Origin of the sequence: Streptomyces sioyaensis (genome assembly GCF_004122735.1) — a bacterium.
GTDB classification, from domain to species: Bacteria; Actinomycetota; Actinomycetes; order Streptomycetales; family Streptomycetaceae; genus Streptomyces; species Streptomyces sioyaensis.
The window spans coordinates 84,616-100,615 of record NZ_SDIF01000006.1; the positions used below are offsets into that span (position 1 = coordinate 84,616).

At 71.7% G+C, this 16,000-nt stretch carries 13 protein-coding genes, 1 pseudogene and 1 riboswitch; of the genes and pseudogenes, 3 read left to right on the plus strand and 11 right to left on the minus strand.

Features of this window, described 5'->3' with window-relative positions; translation table 11 throughout:
- Nucleotides 1–39: 39 nt before the first annotated feature.
- A riboswitch (FMN riboswitch) is annotated at nt 40–170 on the minus strand.
- 205 nt (nt 171–375) lie between these two features.
- The gene (locus EST54_RS03775) at nt 376–1,179 is read left to right on the plus strand and encodes an SDR family oxidoreductase (protein ID WP_129244973.1); all 804 of its coding nucleotides are present in this window, start codon (nt 376–378) and stop codon (nt 1,177–1,179) included.
- An 82-nt stretch (nt 1,180–1,261) separates the two neighbouring features.
- Here the strand turns inward: EST54_RS03775 and EST54_RS03780 are convergent, their stop codons facing one another.
- A complete protein-coding gene (locus EST54_RS03780; protein ID WP_129244975.1) occupies nt 1,262–1,756 on the minus strand; it encodes an acyl-CoA thioesterase in 495 nt (164 codons plus the stop codon).
- A gap of 309 nt (nt 1,757–2,065) precedes the next feature.
- Nucleotides 2,066–3,451 (minus strand): uracil-xanthine permease family protein, encoded by a 1,386-nt coding sequence (locus tag EST54_RS03785; RefSeq protein WP_129244978.1) that lies wholly within the window; start codon nt 3,449–3,451, stop codon nt 2,066–2,068.
- Between the two features lie 292 nt (nt 3,452–3,743).
- Here EST54_RS03785 and EST54_RS03795 point away from each other — a divergent pair, with 292 nt between their 5' ends.
- The gene (locus tag EST54_RS03795; protein ID WP_372448080.1) at nt 3,744–4,514 is read left to right on the plus strand and encodes a DUF5995 family protein; all 771 of its coding nucleotides are present in this window, start codon (nt 3,744–3,746) and stop codon (nt 4,512–4,514) included.
- A gap of 101 nt (nt 4,515–4,615) precedes the next feature.
- Here EST54_RS03795 and EST54_RS03800 read toward each other — a convergent pair whose 3' ends face one another.
- The 9 genes from EST54_RS03800 to rpe all read right to left on the minus strand — a co-directional run bounded on the left by EST54_RS03800 (nt 4,616) and on the right by rpe (nt 14,629).
- Nucleotides 4,616–6,316: a flavin monoamine oxidase family protein gene (locus tag EST54_RS03800; RefSeq protein ID WP_129244980.1), complete on the minus strand. Its 1,701-nt coding sequence runs from the start codon at nt 6,314–6,316 to the stop codon at nt 4,616–4,618.
- 121 nt (nt 6,317–6,437) lie between these two features.
- Nucleotides 6,438–7,301 (minus strand): carbon-nitrogen hydrolase family protein, encoded by an 864-nt coding sequence (locus EST54_RS03805; protein WP_129244982.1) that lies wholly within the window; start codon nt 7,299–7,301, stop codon nt 6,438–6,440.
- A gap of 403 nt (nt 7,302–7,704) precedes the next feature.
- Entirely contained in the window at nt 7,705–8,160 is a 456-nt protein-coding gene (locus tag EST54_RS03810) for an Lrp/AsnC family transcriptional regulator (protein WP_006607431.1), read from the minus strand.
- A gap of 10 nt (nt 8,161–8,170) precedes the next feature.
- Nucleotides 8,171–9,643 (minus strand): amino acid permease, encoded by a 1,473-nt coding sequence (locus EST54_RS03815; protein ID WP_129244984.1) that lies wholly within the window; start codon nt 9,641–9,643, stop codon nt 8,171–8,173.
- Nucleotides 9,644–10,020: 377 nt separating this feature from the next.
- On the minus strand, nt 10,021–11,484 hold the full coding sequence (locus EST54_RS03820; RefSeq protein WP_129244986.1) for a GuaB1 family IMP dehydrogenase-related protein: 1,464 nt from the start codon (nt 11,482–11,484) through the stop codon (nt 10,021–10,023).
- A gap of 189 nt (nt 11,485–11,673) precedes the next feature.
- The gene (locus EST54_RS03825; protein WP_129244987.1) at nt 11,674–12,117 is read right to left on the minus strand and encodes a barstar family protein; all 444 of its coding nucleotides are present in this window, start codon (nt 12,115–12,117) and stop codon (nt 11,674–11,676) included.
- On the minus strand, nt 12,114–12,581 hold the full coding sequence (locus EST54_RS03830) for a ribonuclease domain-containing protein (RefSeq protein ID WP_174857384.1): 468 nt from the start codon (nt 12,579–12,581) through the stop codon (nt 12,114–12,116). Before EST54_RS03830 ends, EST54_RS03825 begins: the two co-directional genes overlap by 4 nt.
- A 128-nt stretch (nt 12,582–12,709) precedes the next feature.
- Nucleotides 12,710–13,726 carry a sugar-binding transcriptional regulator gene (locus tag EST54_RS03835; RefSeq protein ID WP_129244989.1) on the minus strand — a complete coding sequence of 339 codons (1,017 nt, stop codon included), beginning with the start codon at nt 13,724–13,726 and terminating at the stop codon, nt 12,710–12,712.
- A gap of 219 nt (nt 13,727–13,945) precedes the next feature.
- Nucleotides 13,946–14,629, minus strand: a complete 684-nt coding sequence (gene rpe, locus EST54_RS03840; RefSeq protein WP_129244991.1) for a ribulose-phosphate 3-epimerase — start codon at nt 14,627–14,629, stop codon at nt 13,946–13,948.
- 264 nt (nt 14,630–14,893) lie between these two features.
- On the opposite strand from rpe, the pseudogene EST54_RS36110 reads away from it, so the two are divergent.
- Nucleotides 14,894–15,439 (plus strand): annotated as a pseudogene (locus EST54_RS36110) (AAA family ATPase); the annotation flags it as partial.
- Nucleotides 15,440–16,000: the final 561 nt, after the last annotated feature.

Here is a 16,000-nt window from a genome sequence, read left to right on the forward strand (position 1 = left end):
CGGACGCGCCGCCGACGGCGGTGTACCGAAGCTCGCCCGCCGCGCACTGCCTCCCATCCGGACTTTCACCGTCGGTGCAGGAATTTCACCTGCTCAACCGGCCGCTGGCTGCGGACGGGTCGCGGACTGTAACCGCCGGTTCGGAATTACACCGACCCCGGAGTGCGCTGCTGCTCTTATGTCAGTACGGCCTCAGTCTGCCACGGCCGATCGTCGCCCATGCGGGCGAAGCCCTGTGGGCTGCCTCACAACGCTCGGCGCGCCGCCTGTCACAGAACGCACCCGTGTTCCGTCATAACGGAACGACACACGTCCCCTCCCCACCCTTCTCACCTTCTCTCTCCTTCACCCCTCTCCTTCAAGGACTGATTCGCAATGGCGACAATTCTGGTGACCGGCGGCACCGGCACACTCGGGCGGGCCCTGGTCGGCCGGCTGCTCGACGACGGTCATGACGTCCGGTCACTGAGCAGACGGCCGCACACCGGCACGGGGCGGCCGCGGCCGCGGTCGTACGCGGTCGATCTGCGCGACGGAACGGGGCTGGCCGAGGCGGTGGCGGGTGCGGACGCGATCGTGCACTGCGCCTCGTCACCCGCCGGCGGGGACACGGAGGCGGCCGGGCGGCTCGTCCAGGCGGCGAAGGCGGCGGGGGTCGGGCATCTGGTGTACATCTCGATCGTCGGGGTGGACCGGATCCCGTTCGGCTACTACCGCACCAAGCTGGCCGTGGAGCGGCTGATCGAGGACTCCGGCATCGGCTGGACGGTGCTGCGGACGACGCAGTTCCACAATCTGGTGCTCGGGGTGATCAAGGCGGGCGCCCGGTCGCCGGTGCTGCCGGTGCCGACGGGCGTACGGGTACAGCCGGTCGAGGTGCACGAAGTGGCTGCCCGGCTGGCCGATTTGGCGGTCGGCGAACCGGCGGGCCGGGTCAGCGACCTGGGCGGTCCGGAGGTGCTGGACGCCCGGGATCTGGTGCGGACGACGCTGCGGGCGGGCGGGCGGCGCCGGCTGCTGGTGCCGCTGTGGCTGCCGGGCGCGGGGGGTGCGGCACTGCGGCGTGGCGAGAACCTCACACCGCAACACGCCGACGGGCGGCGGACCTACGCCGCGTTTCTCGCCGCGCGCACGGGCGGCGCGGCGGATCGGTCCGCGGGGGCGAACAGTTCGTCCTGAGCGGCCTCCCGCGCGGCGAGGACTGCGCCGTATCGACAGCGGAGCCGGCCGGTGGCGGACGGCCGGCGGGCGCGCTGCTGCCTCAGGCCGCGTCCGCCTCCACGTCCGTCTCCGTCTCCGCGGTGGCCGGCCGGAGCAGGTCCGCGGCGACCGCCCGGGCATGGTCGGACCACGGGGTGGGGCGCAGTGTCCGGGCGTCGACCCGGACGAGGACCCGGTGGCCCTGGGCGTAGGTCTCGGCGCCGTCGGCCGAGCAGAGCCGGAAGCCGTAGGTGAGGCCGGTGCGGCCGAGGCGTTCCACCCACAGATGCGCCGCGTACCGGCCGGGCCGGGTGATCGGGCGCTCGTAGGAGACGCGCATCTCCTTGATGACGTTGCACATGTCCCCCGCGGCGGCCCAGTCACCGTCGAAGCGGAAGCCCCGGCCGTGCCAGTACTCCGCCCAGGCGCGCTCCGCCAGCAGCGGGTAGCGGGAGTTGTGGAGCATGCCGAGCGCGTCGAGGTCGTCGAAGTGGACGGTGACGGGGACCAGTTCGCCGTACGGGACGGTGGGGACCTGGAGGGGTTCGACGCTCACGGGTGATGCTCCTGGGGTGGTGGTGTGCCGGCCGGCGCGGTGGAAGCGGAGGTGCAGCGCAAACGGACGGTGCGGTGGAAGCGGTGGGTGCTGTGGGGCAGGTAGGTGCTGTGGGGCAGGTGGCACTCGTGTGAGCCACCTGCCCCAGCCATCGTAAGCGGATGCTTAGGACGCTTCGTCCGGCGGGGCGACGATCGGCGCGCGGCATGACGGCGCCGCGGGCACCGGGCCCGTCCACCGGTCACGGCCTGTCCACGGTCACGGCCCGTCGACCGGTCGCACCCGGACACCTGCGGACACCTGCGTGCCTCAGCCCTCCCCGTCCGTCCGCTCCGTGTCCTCCCCGGTCCCGGCGTCGAGGAGTGGCGGGTGTGGCCGGCCCGCCACCCTGGAGAGCCACCGCAGGGAGTGGTAGCCGGTGAGTACGGTGAGCGTGCCCAGCGCGATGCCGCTCAGCTCGAAGTTCTCGGTGAGCTTCAGCGAGACGCCGCCAATGGCGATGATGATCCCGGCCGCTGCCGGAATGAGGTTCAGGGGGACCGAGAAATCCACCTTGTTCCGGACCCAGATCTGGGCTCCCAGCAGGCCGATCATGCCGTACAGGATGACGGTGATACCGCCCAGCACCCCGCCGGGGATCGCCGCCACCACCGCGCCGAACTTCGGGCACAAGCCGAAGAGCAGGGCGAAGCCGGCCGCCGCCCAATAGGCCGCGGTGGAGTAGACCCTGGTGGCCGCCATGACGCCGATGTTCTCGGCGTAGGTCGTGGTGGCGGGGCCACCCACCGCAGTCGACAGGACAGTTGCCGTGCCATCGGCGACGAGGGCCATGCCCATCTTGTCGTCCAGCGGATCGCCGGTCATTGCGGAGACCGCCTTGATGTGTCCGGCATTCTCCGCGATCAGCGCGACCAGGACCGGCAGCGCGACGAGGACCGCGGAGGCGGAGAAATTCGGTGCGTGAAATGTGGGAAGGCCGATCCAGTCAGCCTTTTCGACGCCGGAAAAGTCGATGCGCCAGTGGTCGGTGAGCTTGCCCGCACCATTGACCGAATGAATTTTCCCCGCGGTACGGTCCAGAATCCAGGACAGCGCATAGCCGAAGACCAGGCCCAAGAAGATGGCGATCCGCGACCAGAAGCCCCGGAGCACGACGAGCGCGAGTCCGGTGAACAACATCGTCGCCAGAGCCGTCCACTGATCCTGGGGCCAGTACGTGGACGCCGTAACGGGGGCGAGGTTGAAGCCGATCAGCATCACGACCGCGCCGGTCACCGTCGGCGGGAGCACGGCGTGGATCACACCGGCCCCGACGACATGGATGGCAAGGCCGCAGCCGGCAAGGCAGGCACCCACCACGAGCATCGCCCCCGTCAGCGTGCCGGCGTCACCGCCCTGCCCCGCGATCACGGCGGAGACGCCCACGAAGGAGAGTGAGGAGCCCAAGTAGCTGGGGATGCGTCCGCGGGTCATCACCAAGAACAGTGCGGTGGCGACACCCGACGCCATCAGGGCAAGACTGGGATCCAGCCCCATGAGCACGGGGGCGACGAAACACGCCCCGATCATCGACACCACGTGCTGGGCGCCGAGCGCGATCGTCCGCCCCCACGTCAGGCGCTCCTGTGGCTTGACCACCTCGCCGGGCTGCAGATGCCGCCCGTCCCCATGAAGTTTCCACCCGAAGCCGGCCATGTTCACTCTCCACTCTGCGACGCCCTGCAGGTCACAGAGCCGAGGTGATTCATAGTCGAACGACTGCGTGGGGACAAACCGAAGCCGAGGCGCAGTAGGCGAGTGGCCTGGGGGATGCGGGGTTCGGCAGCCGTGCCGTTCAGTGGCCGCGCCGTACGGCAGCCGCGCCGTTCGATGGCCGCGCCGCGTCGGGCGCACCGTTCCACAAGAGGGCGCGCCGTTCGTTACCCCGTATCGGTCAACGGCCTCTGCCATCCCGCGAGATCCGTCACCGCGGTGTCACGCTGAGTGGATGACGACGACTCGGCACTCTGCCCCGCACCCTGATGTCCACCGGCGGCCGGGCCCGGCCGAAGGGCCCGCCGCAAGGCCTCCCACCGCCGCGGAGACCGCGGCCGCCGCGGAGCTGGCGGAGGTGCTGGCCCGGATGCGGGCGCTGGCCGCGGCGCTGCCCGCCGAGGACGGTGTGGCCGTCTTCAACGGGGTCTATCTGGCCGTCACCGAGGCGGTGGCGGGGCGTATCGGGGACGGTACGTTCCAGGATCCGGCGGCCGCGGGCGAGCTGGACCGCTGCTTTGCGCGACGGTACTTCGCCGCGGTGGACGCCGCGACCGCCGGACTGCGGCCGCCGGCCTGCTGGCGTCCCCTCTTCCAGCTGCGCCGGCACCCGGGCGTGCATCCGCTGCAGTTCGCGCTGGCCGGGATCAACGCCCACATCGGCCACGACCTGGCATTGGCGGTGCTGGACACCTGCCGGGCGCTGGAGTGCGAACCGGCCGCGCTGGAGACCGACTTCGAGCGGGTCGGCGGGGTGCTGACGAGCCTGGAGGAGCGGATCCGGGAGCGGCTGATGCCCGGCCCCGACGTGCTGGACGTCGCCGATCCGCTGACGCATCTGGTCGGATCGTGGAGCCTGGACAAGGCCAGGGACGGCGCCTGGGTGGCGGCCCGCGCCCTGTGGAGCGTCCGCCGGCTGCCGGATGTCACCGAGGAACTCATCGAACGCCTCGACGCCGGGGTGGGCCTGGTCGGACGGATGCTGCTGACCCCGCTGCCCGGCTGATCCCGCGCCCGCCGCCGGGGCCGCCCCTCCCGTAACCCCGTCCCGACGCCCCGGTACGGGCCGTTCCTGCCGACAGACAGGAACGGCCCGGTCAACTCCCCCTAGTCCTCCGGCAGTTCCACCGGCGCGATCTCGTCGTACACATCGCCCGGGCCCGGGTTCGTCGCGTCCGTCGTGCCGCCGAAGTGGTGCATGACGCCCCACACCGCGTTGAGTGCGGTCTGCACCGCGCCCTCGGCCCAGCCCGCGGTCCAGGAGATGTCGTCGCCCGCGAGGAACAGGCCCCGCTTGTCCTCGGGGAGGCGGTCCTGCATGAAGTGCGTGAACAGGCGCCGCTGGTAGCGGTAGTGGCCGGGCAGGTTCGCCTTGAAGGCGCCCATGAAGTACGGCTCGTTCTCCCAGGACACGGTGACCGGGTTGCCGATGATGTGCTTGCGGATGTCGACCTTCGGATAGATCTCCGAGAGCGACTTCAGCATGACCTCCATCCGCTCGTTCGCCTCCAGCGGCAGCCACTTGAGGCTGTCGTCGCACCAGGTGTAGGAGAGGCAGATGACGGCGGGTTCGTCCGGGCCGTTGTCGAGCAGATACGTCCCGCGGGTCATCCGGTCCGTCAGCGTCATCGACATCACGTCCCGGCCGGTGTCCTCGTCCTTGTCGAGCCAGAACGGCCGGTCGACGGGCACGAAGAGCTTGCTGGACTCCATGTAGTGGGTGCGCTCCATCGCCGTCCAGTGGTCGATGGGGAACAGCGAGTCGTCGCAGGCGATCTTGCTCAGCAGCATCCAGGACTGCGCGGTGAAGACGGCGGCCTCGTAGGTGCGGATGTCGCCGTCCGCGTCGGTGACGGTGACGCGGTTGCCGGCGGTGCGGTTCAGGCGGGTCACCGCCGGCCGGGGCGCGCCGTCGTGCAGCGACGACAGCGAGGTGCCCGGCGCCCAGTGCACGATCTTCTGCGGCTCGCGCTCCCACAGGCGCAGCGGCAGCTGCTGGCTGCCGCCGACGATGCCGCGGTGGTGGTCGTCGGCCTCGGTGTAGACGACCCGCAGGATCTCCAGGATGGAGTTGGGGAAGTCGGTGTCCCAGCCACCGGTGCCGAAGCCGACCTGGCCGAAGATCTCCCGGTGGCGGAAGGACTTGAAGGCCGTCGAGTCGCAGAGGTAGCCGTAGAAGGTCTGGTTGTCGAGCTTCTCGACGAGCCGGGACCAGATCTCGCGGATGCGCGGGACGTCGCGCTCGCGGATCGCCTGGTTCATGTCGGAGAAGTCGGCGCCCTCTTCCAGGCAGGCGTTCCAGGCGTCCATGACCTGGTGGTAGACCTCGGGGAGGTCCTCGACCGTACGCGCGTAGTGGGACTCGCCCTTGAGGTCGACGACGGTCGAGGGGGTGTCCGGCGCCAGCGGGTTGGGGAACGGCTTGGTCGTCAGGCCCACCAGGTCGATGTAGTGCTGCAGCGCCGTCGAGGACGGCGGGAAGCGCATCGCGCCCATCTCGGCGGTCAGGCCCGCCGCTTCGGACGGGGTGCCCTCGAAGCCTACGGTGCGCAGCCGCCCGCCTATTTGGTCGGCCTCGTAGACGACGGGCCGAAGGCCCATCTTCATCAGCTCATAGGCGGTGATGATGCCCGAGAGGCCGCCGCCGATGACCGCGACCTCCTTCCCGTGCTCGGTCGCGGGGACCTGGCCCAGGCCCGCCGGGTGGGCGAGGAAATCGTCATAGGCGTACGGGAAGTCCGGGCCGAACATGGTGATCGGGGGCTGGGCATCCGCGTGGTGGGCGGCGGTGGGCACCGTGGACGTCATCGGGGACGGACTCCTTGCAAGACAGGGCACAGCAGGCAGGGCAGTACAGGCCGGCGGGACCGGCCCGCGGCGGGGCAGGGGGAAGCAGAAGAACGAGGGGAGGGCGGGCGGATCGGTTGGGTCAGGTCAGCGGGCCGTACAGCTCCGGCCGCCGGTCGTGCAGGTACGGGTTGTCCACCCGGGATTCCTTCAGGAAGGCGGGGTCGACCTCGGCCCGCACCAGCTGTTCGGTGCGTCCGGCGCGGGTGCGTACGACACCGTCGGGGCCGGCCAGGCAGCTGAGGCCGACGAACTCGAACTCGCCCTCCGCGCCGACCCGGTTGACGTACGCGACGTACATCTGGTTCTCGAAGGCGCGGACCGGGATGACGGACTCGGCGACGAACTGGAAGGGGTGCATCTGCGCGGTGGGCACCAGCAGCAGATCGGTGCCGGCCAGCGCGTGGGCCCGGACGTTCTCCGGGAACTCCACGTCGTAGCAGATCATGACGCCGATCCGGAGGCCGCCCAGGTCGGCCTGGACGACGGCCTGCTCGCCCGGGGTGAACCACTCCCGTTCGAAGCAGCCGAAGAGATGGGTCTTGCGGTAGTTCGCGAGGCGCTCGCCGCTCCGCTTCGCTCCGCCTCTGCTCCAGCCAAGTCCTTCGGATGCAGAGCCGGGGCCGATGAGCTGCGCGGAGTTGTAGACCGCGGTGCTGTCGGGCTCGTCCCGGCCGGCGCGCTCGGGGTAGCCGTAGAGCACCGCGATGCCGTGTGCGGCGGCGATCTCCGCGATGGCCCGGGCGCTGTCGCCGTCGGCGGTCTCGGCGAGGCGGTGGACCCCGTCGCCGATGGCGTAGCCGGTCAGGAAGAGTTCCGGGCAGGCGAGCAGTCCGGCGCCGGTCGCGGCCGCCGCACGGGCCGCGTCGTCGAGGATCCGCAGGTTGTGCGCGACATCGCCGGGCCGTCCCGAACTCTGGAGCAGGGCGGTGTGCAGCGACGTCATGGGATCCCTCGGCGAGGTGGTGCGGGTGGACGCATTGACGGTACGGGCCGCCGGTGAGGCGGGACAAGGCGCCACCGTTGCGCGCTGCTGGACGATTCATTGCGCGTTCACGGGAATGTGCGGTGATTCGTTGCGCAGCGGCGGGGCCGGGGCAGCCGAGGCCGCCTCAGCGGTCCGGAGTAGGGGAAACCGCCGGTCAGGGCACGGAGAGGGATGCCGGGGCGGCGGTCGGGGCGCGTCGTGACTCAGGACGCGTGGCGACTCAGGGCGCCTAGTGGCCGTCAGGACGCCGTGGTGGCCGACATCGGCTGGACCGGAGGAGTGGGGCGCGGCGGTCAGGGCGCGTGGTGGGCCGGCATCCGGTGGGCCGGAGTGTGTGGCGTGGCTCCCAGGGACGGCCGGATCAGCGCGGCGCCCCCGACCCGTACCGCCGCAGCAGCGGCGAGAGCACCAGCACGGACTTGGTCCGCTCCACGAACGGTTCGCCGGCGATCCGCTCCAGCACCCGCTCGAAATGCCGCATGTCGGCGGCGAAGACCTGGACGATGGCGTCCGCCTCACCGGTCACGGTGGAGGCGGACGCCACTTCCGGGTAGCGCGACAGGCCGCGGTGGATCGCCTCGGGCGAGGTGTTCCGGCGGCAGTAGAGCTCGATGACCCCTTCGGTCTCCCAGCCGAGCGCGGCCGGGTCCACCCGTACGGTGAAGCCGGTGATCGCGCCGTCCGCCCGCAGCCGGTCCACCCGGCGCTTGACGGCCGGCGCGGAGAGTCCGACCTCCTGGCCGATGTCGGCGTAGCTGCGGCGGGCGTCCTCGGCGAGGGCGTGGACGATGCGTTCGTCGAGATCGTTCAGTCGCACTGCGGGTGGATCACTTCTCTGCGGTGGCCAATCGGGAGCGGCGCAAGCCGTATCCGAAGTAGACCACAAGGCCCACGACCATCCAGACACCGAAGACGACCCAGGTCACGACGTCGAGGCTGGCCATCATGCCGAGGCACAGCAGAAAGCCGATGATCGGGAAGAGCGGCGAGAGCGGGGTGCGGAAGCTGCGCGGCATGTCGGGCCGGGTGCGGCGCAGCACGATCACCGCGACATTGACCAGCGCGAAGGCGAACAGGGTGCCGATGCTGGTGGCGTCGGCCAGCTGGCCCAGCGGCACCGCCGCGGCGAGCACCCCGCAGAACAGCGACACGATCACGGTGTTGGCGCGCGGCGCCCCGCTCTTGGGGTGCACCTTGGAGAACACCTTCGGCACCAGCCCGTCCCGGGACATCGCGAAGAGGATGCGGGTCTGGCCGTAGAGCACGGTCAGCACGACGCTGGCGATGGCGACCACCGCGCCGAGGGCGAGCAGCACCGCCCAGAAGCTCTGTCCGGTGACCGACTTCATGATCCCGGCCAGTGCGGCCTCCGAGCCCTGGAACTTCTGCCAGGGCATGGCGCCCACGGCGATGGCCGCGACCAGGCAGTACAGCGTGGTGACGATCACCAGCGAGAGCATGATCGCGCGCGGCATGTCGCGCTGCGGGTTCTTGGCCTCCTCGCCCGCGGTGGAGGCGGCATCGAAGCCTATGTACGAGAAGAACAGGGTCGCGCCGGCGGCGCTGACGCCCGTCATGCCCATCGGCATGAAGTTCGCGTAGTTGCCCGAGCGCACGCCCTGCAGCGCGACGCCGCAGAACAGCAGCAGCGCGACGATCTTGACGACGACCATGATCGTGTTGGCCCGGGCGCTCTCCTTGGCCCCGCCCAGCAGGAACACCATCGCCAGCAGCACGACCACGAGCGCCGGCAGGTTGAAGATGCCACCGTCGCCGGGCGGCTGGGACAGCGCGTCCGGGATGGTGAAGCCGAAGACGCCGTCGAGGAGCTCGTTCAGATACTGGCCCCAGCCCACCGCGACGGCCGCGACCGAGACGCCGTACTCCAGGATCAGACACCAGCCGCAGACCCAGGCGATCAGCTCGCCGAGGGTGGCGTAGGCGTAGGAGTAGGAGGATCCGGAGACCGGAATGGACCCGGCCAGCTCCGCGTAGGACAGCGCGGAGAACAGGGCGGTGATCCCGGCGAGGACGAAGGAGAGGATGACCGCGGGCCCGGCGTCCGGCACGGCGTTGCCGAGGACGACGAAGATGCCGGTGCCGAGCGTGGCACCGATGCTGATCATGGTCAGCTGCCACATGCCCATGGAGCGGCGGAGCTCTCCCCCCTGCCCCTTGCCGCCCTCGGCGACCAACCGCTCGACGGGCTTGCGCCGCATCAGCCGGGTGCCGAGTCCTCCGGGGGAGGGCGGTCCGGGGTCGCCGGCCCCTGCGGGCGGGGCTGCGCCGTGCTCCAACACTGAAGTGGCTCCTTTATCGCTGCCGATCGATGACGTACGGATGAGACGGCGACCGGCAGCGGTCGGGAGAAGGGCATGCCGAAGCACACCGCAGCAGGAGACCGCCGAGCAGGCGGTCCCCGCCACTCCACGTACAGCGCATGACCTTACGGGCCCCGCTGACCTGCCGTAATGCAGGTTCCTTGCGTAACCGCGGATGATCATTGCGCACCGGCGCGGTGGACGATGGTTCGTTGCGCGCCAGGGTGAGATCGTAACGGCCGCCTCCGGACGGGCCGCGAACCGGGTCCGATGGTTCCGGATACGCCACCGGCCCCGCACCGGGTCGGTGCGGGGCCGGTCAACGGCGTGCGGGGCTCTTTGCGGCCCCTCGGCGGTCAGTTCCAGCTGTCGTGGAGCGGCTTGCCCTCGGCGTAGCCGGCGGCGCTCTGCACGCCGATCACGGCCTTGTCGGCGAACTCCGCCAGGGAGGCGGCGCCCGCGTAGGTGCAGGAGCTGCGGAGGCCCGCGATGATCGAGTCGATCAGGTCCTCGACGCCGGGACGCGCCTGGTCGACGAACATCCGGGAGGTGGAGATGCCCTCCTCGAAGAGTCCCTTGCGGGCCCGGTCGTAGGCCGACTCCTCGCTGGTCCGCCGGCTCACCGCACGCGCGGAGGCCATCCCGAAGCTCTCCTTGTACGGGCGGCCGTCGGCGGTGTGCTGGAGGTCGCCGGGCGATTCCAGGGTGCCGGCGAACCAGGAACCGATCATGACGTTGGACGCGCCGGCGGCCAGCGCCATCGCGACATCGCGGGGGTGGCGCACCCCGCCGTCGGCCCAGACGTGCTTGCCGTACTTCCTGGCCTCGGCGGCGCACTCCAGCACCGCGGAGAACTGCGGGCGGCCGACACCGGTCATCATGCGGGTGGTGCACATCGCACCCGGTCCCACGCCGACCTTGATGATGTCCGCGCCGGCCTCGATCAGATCGCGGACGCCCTCGGCGGCGACGATGTTGCCCGCCACGATCGGGACCTGCGGGTCCAGCGCGCGGACCGCCTTGATCGCGGTGATCATCGACTCCTGGTGGCCGTGCGCGGTGTCCACCACGAGCGTGTCCACACCGGCGTCCAGCAGCGACTTCGCCCGCCCGGCGACATCGCCGTTGATGCCGACGGCGGCCGCGATCCGCAGCTTGCCGTCGGCGTCCGTGGCGGGGGTGTACAGGGTGGCGCGGAGCGCGCCCTTGCGGGTGAGGATGCCGATCAGCATGCCGTCGGCGTCCACCGCGGGCGCGAGCTTGCGGTTGGCGGCGTCGAGGCGGTTGAAGGCCTCCCGCGGGTCGATGTCCGCGTCCAGGACCAGCAGGTCCCTGGACATGACCTCGGCGACCTGGGTGAAGCGGTCCACGCCGGCCAGATCGTGCTCGGTGACCACACCGACGGGGCGGCCGCCCTCGACGACGATGCCCGCACCGTGCGCCCGCTTGGGCAGCAGCGCCAGGGCGTCGGCGACGGTCGAGACCGGGGACAGCACGATCGGCGTGTCCAGGACCAGATGCCGGCGCTTGACCCAGGTCACGACGTCGGTGACGACATCGAGCGGAATGTCCTGCGGGATGACGACCAGGCCGCCACGGCGGGCCACGGTCTCGGCCATCCGGCGGCCGGCGATCGCCGTCATGTTGGCGACCACGAGCGGAATGGTGGTGCCGGTCCCGTCGTGGGAGGACAGATCCACGCCCTGGCGGGAGCCCACGGCGGAGCGGCCGGGCACCATGAACACATCGTCGTAGGTCAGGTCGTACGGCACCGAAGAACTCTCTTCGAGCGCGCCGTTCTTCGGATTCAGGAATCGCATATGGCCAGGATACGGGCCCTGACCAGGGCTCATGTGATTGTCTGAGGTATTTGCCAGTCGTGTGTGCGATCCCCCAAAGGTCCCCGCGGCGGACGGCGCCGCCAGGCCGGCCGGGTGCTCCGCGCGCCTCCCGGCCCCCGCGGCACGGCCGTCCGCCGCAACACGGCAGGTCACGGCGCGGCCCCGCCGCTAGGCGCCCTGCCGGGCCCGGCACCTGACCATGATCACGGCCAGGCCGGTGTCCGTGTCCCGCCAGTACCCCACCGCGTCCGCCAGGATGCCCTCGACGACGCTCCAGTCCTCCGGGGCCGCGGCGGCATAGCCCTGCCAGGCCGTCACGACCAGCAGCCGGCCGCGGCCGGCGGGGCACCAGGACAGATCGGTCAGGCAGTCGGCCAGCGCGTCCCAGTTGCGCCCGAACCAGTCCGGCAGCCGCAGCGCGCTGGCGCACCGGTCCATGAACGCGGCCTTGTCCGCGACCCCGTCCAGGTCCAGTGACGTCCCCGTCCAGCCGGCGTCCCGCGCGGCCGCCAGCGCCTCCGCGACCGAGCGCTCCGCGGGCCAGGGCAGCACTCCGGGAGGCGTACTGCCGTCGAGCACCGCCGCGAGCGGCCGGGGCACAGAACCCGTCATCGGAGCACCGCCTTGAAGGTCCGGTAATGGTCGTCGGTGTAGTACGTCTCATGGCTCTCGCCGGTGACGATCCGGCGGGCTCCGCGGTCCGGCGAGCCGGGCGTGGGGACGGTGTACTCGTGGTAGTGACCGCGCGGCTGGCGGGGCAGCAACCGCTCGCGGTTGCCGAAGACGGTCCCGTCCTGCCGGTACGGGAAGGGCCCGCCGGCGTCGATGATCCGGAGGGTGTCCCGCGCCTGGGAGGGCAGCTGGGCGACGGTGACGACCGGCATGCCCTGGGCCCATGCCGGTGCCTTGGTGGCGCCCGGCGAACCGGCTGCGGCCGTGGCGGTGGCACCCGGCGATCCCTGCGAACTCCCGTTGCCGGCACCGCTCGTGGCACACCCGGTCAGGACGAGGAGCAGCCCGGCGAGCAGCGCGCCGAGCAGCGCGGCGGCGCGGGGCACGGCGGAGCGGATCACCATGGCGCCGATGCTGTCACAGGCCCGCGCGGGCCGCTCGCCGGTGACCGCACCGGGGTGGGGCCGGGGTGGGGCCGGGCCGTCCGGCATCGGCTACCGCGCACGCCCGCGGCGGCACGCTCCGGCGCGGATCACGCCCCGTCAGGATCCGCGCGGTCCAGTGCGGGGCGCGGCCCGGGGCCGGTCTCCAGCAGCAGGTGGTCGGCGGCGGCGGTGTCCGTGACCAGGCTCGTCACCAGTCCGGAGCGCAGCACCGCGCCGATCGCGTCGGCCTTGCGCCGGCCGCCGGCGATGGCGACGACCTCCGGGATACGGCGCAGCCGGTCCGCCTCGACCGTGATGCACCGCTCGCCGAGGTCCCGGCCGATCCGCCGCCCCTCGGCGTCGAAGAGGTGCGCCGACATCTCGGCGGCCGCACCCAGCGAGGCGTAGTGCTCCCGCTCCTGCTCCGAGAGCATGTCGTAGACGGTCGAGACGCCAGGCTCCCAGGAGCCGATGGAGACGCAGGCGACGGTGACCTTGTCGAAGTACTCGAAGGCGCGGGCGATCCCGGTCTGCCGGCGCAGCGCCTCGGCGGTCGCCGAATCGGGCAGCAGCATCGGTGCGTAGATCGGGTGCGCCTCGCCACCGGAGACATCGGCCGCGCGGCGCACCGCCTCGACCGAGCCGCGGTCGGCGGTACCCGCATCGTAGACACCGGTCAACTGCACGACGGTGCAGGGCGGGAGGCGGTGCAGGGCCGCCGCCATGTGAATCGTCGACCGGCCCCAGGCCAGCCCGAGCACATCGCCCTCGTTGACCAGCTCACCGAGCAGATCTGCGGCCACTTCGCCGAGGTTCTCCGGGTCGGCGGCGTCATCGGGCGGGGTCTGACCCCCGAAGGCGGGGGGAGCGTCCGCGGGCGACTCGACGACCACGGCGTGCCGCAGGCCGTAGCGGGCCCGCAGGGCGTCGGAGCGCTCGGCGTCCAATTCGGAGGGCACCCGGATCTCGATCCGTACGAGATCGCGTTCCAGTGCCGTCTCCAGCACCCGCGCGACCTTGAACCGGCTGACGCCGAATTCCTCCGCGATCTGGATCTTCGACTTTCCCTCAAGATAGAAACGGCGGGCCATGGCCGCAGCCTGCACCAGCTCGGCAGGGCCCATTCCGGACTGTGGGCGGCTGGCTACCACGAAATTCTCCCCTTTTGCGCATCTGATCGAGTCTTTGCTCATCCTTTCAGAAACCCGGGGGCAACGGGGACCATGACCGCCCCGACCCACGTGAACGCTCGGTTGCGCCACGGACAAGAGGCGGCACGGCCGCACCACGGAAAGCCCCCGTGGCGTGCGGCGGCCGGGCCGCCCGCCCCCGTTTCCGGGAATTCAGTGCGCGCAGCCCCAGCCCGCCGCCGCGGTCGCCGTTTCCGCCTTCTCCCGCAGATCCCGGACCGCCTTCGCCGGGTCGTCCGCGCTGTACACCGCCGAGCCCGCCACGAAGACGTCGGCGCCCGCCTCCGCGCAGCGCTCGATGGTGGCCGCCGAGACCCCGCCATCGACCTGCAGCCACATTTCCAGGCCGTGCCGGGAGATCAGCTCACGGGTCCGACGGATCTTGGGCAGCATGATGTCCAGGAACGCCTGACCGCCGAAGCCGGGCTCCACGGTCATGATCAGCAGCATGTCGAGCTCGGGCAGCAGGTCCTCGTACGGCTCGATGGGCGTGGCCGGCTTCAGCGCCATCGAGGCCCGCGCCCCCTTGGCCCGGATCTCCCGCGCCAGCCGCACGGGCGCGGCCGCCGCCTCCACGTGAAAGGTGACCGAACCGGCCCCCGCCTCGATGTACTGCGGCGCCCAGCGGTCCGGGTCCTCGATCATCAGATGCAGATCGAGGGGGGTGTCCGTCGCCTTGCTCAGCGACTCGACGACGGGCACGCCGAGGGTGAGATTCGGGACGAAGTGGTTGTCCATCACGTCGACATGCAGCCAGTCGGCGCCCTCTACCGCCGTCGCCTCCTCGGCGAGCCGGGCGAAGTCCGCGGACAGGATGCTGGGGTTGATCAAGGCCATGCCCCCAGTATGGCCTGCGGCCCGCGGACCGGTGGAGGCGGGACGGATGCGGGGCGAGCGCCGGGGGCCCGAGGGCCGGCGGCCACCGGTAGGTAGGTACGTGCCAGGGCCGCTCCGCCTGCCCGGGCCAGGCCAACCGGGGCCGCTCCGCCTGCCGGGGCCGGGTCAGCGGGCTCGCGCGGCCGCCCGCGCGGTCGTCGGGTGCCGGTGGTTGCCGGACGAGGCGCCGGAGCGGCTGGTGCGGCCGGCGCGCTCTTCGGCAGGATGCCTGGTGTGGCGACGTCGCGGAGATGTGAAGCATGTGGTGCCCCGCTCCCGCCCCCCGCGCGGGCCGCACGGGACGGCAAGGCGCCGGGCGGCCGGCCCGCGCGGTACTGCTCCCGTGCCTGTCGGCAACGCGCGTTCCGGCAGCGCGCGGAGCAGCGCGCCCCGCGGCCGGCGGAGCTGTCGGGGCGTGGACTGCCGCCCCCGCTCGATGCGTTCGTGGGGCGTGAGCGAGAGCTGTCGCGGTTACGTACGCTGCTGAGATCCTCCCGACTGCTCACGCTGACGGGCCCCGGCGGAGTGGGCAAGACGCGGCTTGCGCTGGAGCTCGCGGGCAGCGTGCGGGGCAGCCGGACGGGCCGCGCCCAGTGGGTGGAGCTCGACTCCCTGCACGACGGCGAGCTGCTGCCGCAGGCTCTGGCCGCCGCCCTAGGGGTGCGCGAGCGCGGCGGCCGCGCGGGGATCGAGGCACTGGTCCATGCACTGGGCTCCCGCACCACGCTGATCGTGCTGGACAATTGTGAACATCTGGCCGACGCCTGCGCGCAGTTGACCGCGACGCTGATCGCCCGCTGCCCCCGCTTGCGGATCCTCGCCACCAGCCGGGAGACGCTGCGGGTCCCCGGCGAGGTCGTCTTCCGTGTCGGCGAACTGTCGCTGTCGCCCGCGGGCGAGGAGCACGGCACCGCCGCGCTGCTGCGGTCGGAAGCGGTCAGGTTGTTCCTGGCGCGCGCCCGGACCAGCGACGCGGCGTTCGCGCTCGGGCCCGGCGACGCCCGTACGGTGGCCGAGATCTGCCGACGGCTGGACGGGCTGCCGCTGGCCATCGAACTCGCGGCGGGCAGGGCGGGCTCGCTCTCCCTGCCCGGCATCCTGCGGGGGCTGGACGACCAGCTGTCCCTGCTGACCGACGGCAGCAGGACCGGGCCGGGCCGGCACCGCGAGCTGGCGGCCGCGATCGACTGGAGTCATCGATTACTGGATCCGCTGGAGGCAGTGGTGTTCCGGCGGTTGTCGGTGCTCGGCGGCGGCTTCGACACGGAGGGAGCCGCCGCGGTCTGCGCCGACGGCGTGGCCGGCGGAGTCGAGGACGACGAGGGCAGGGAT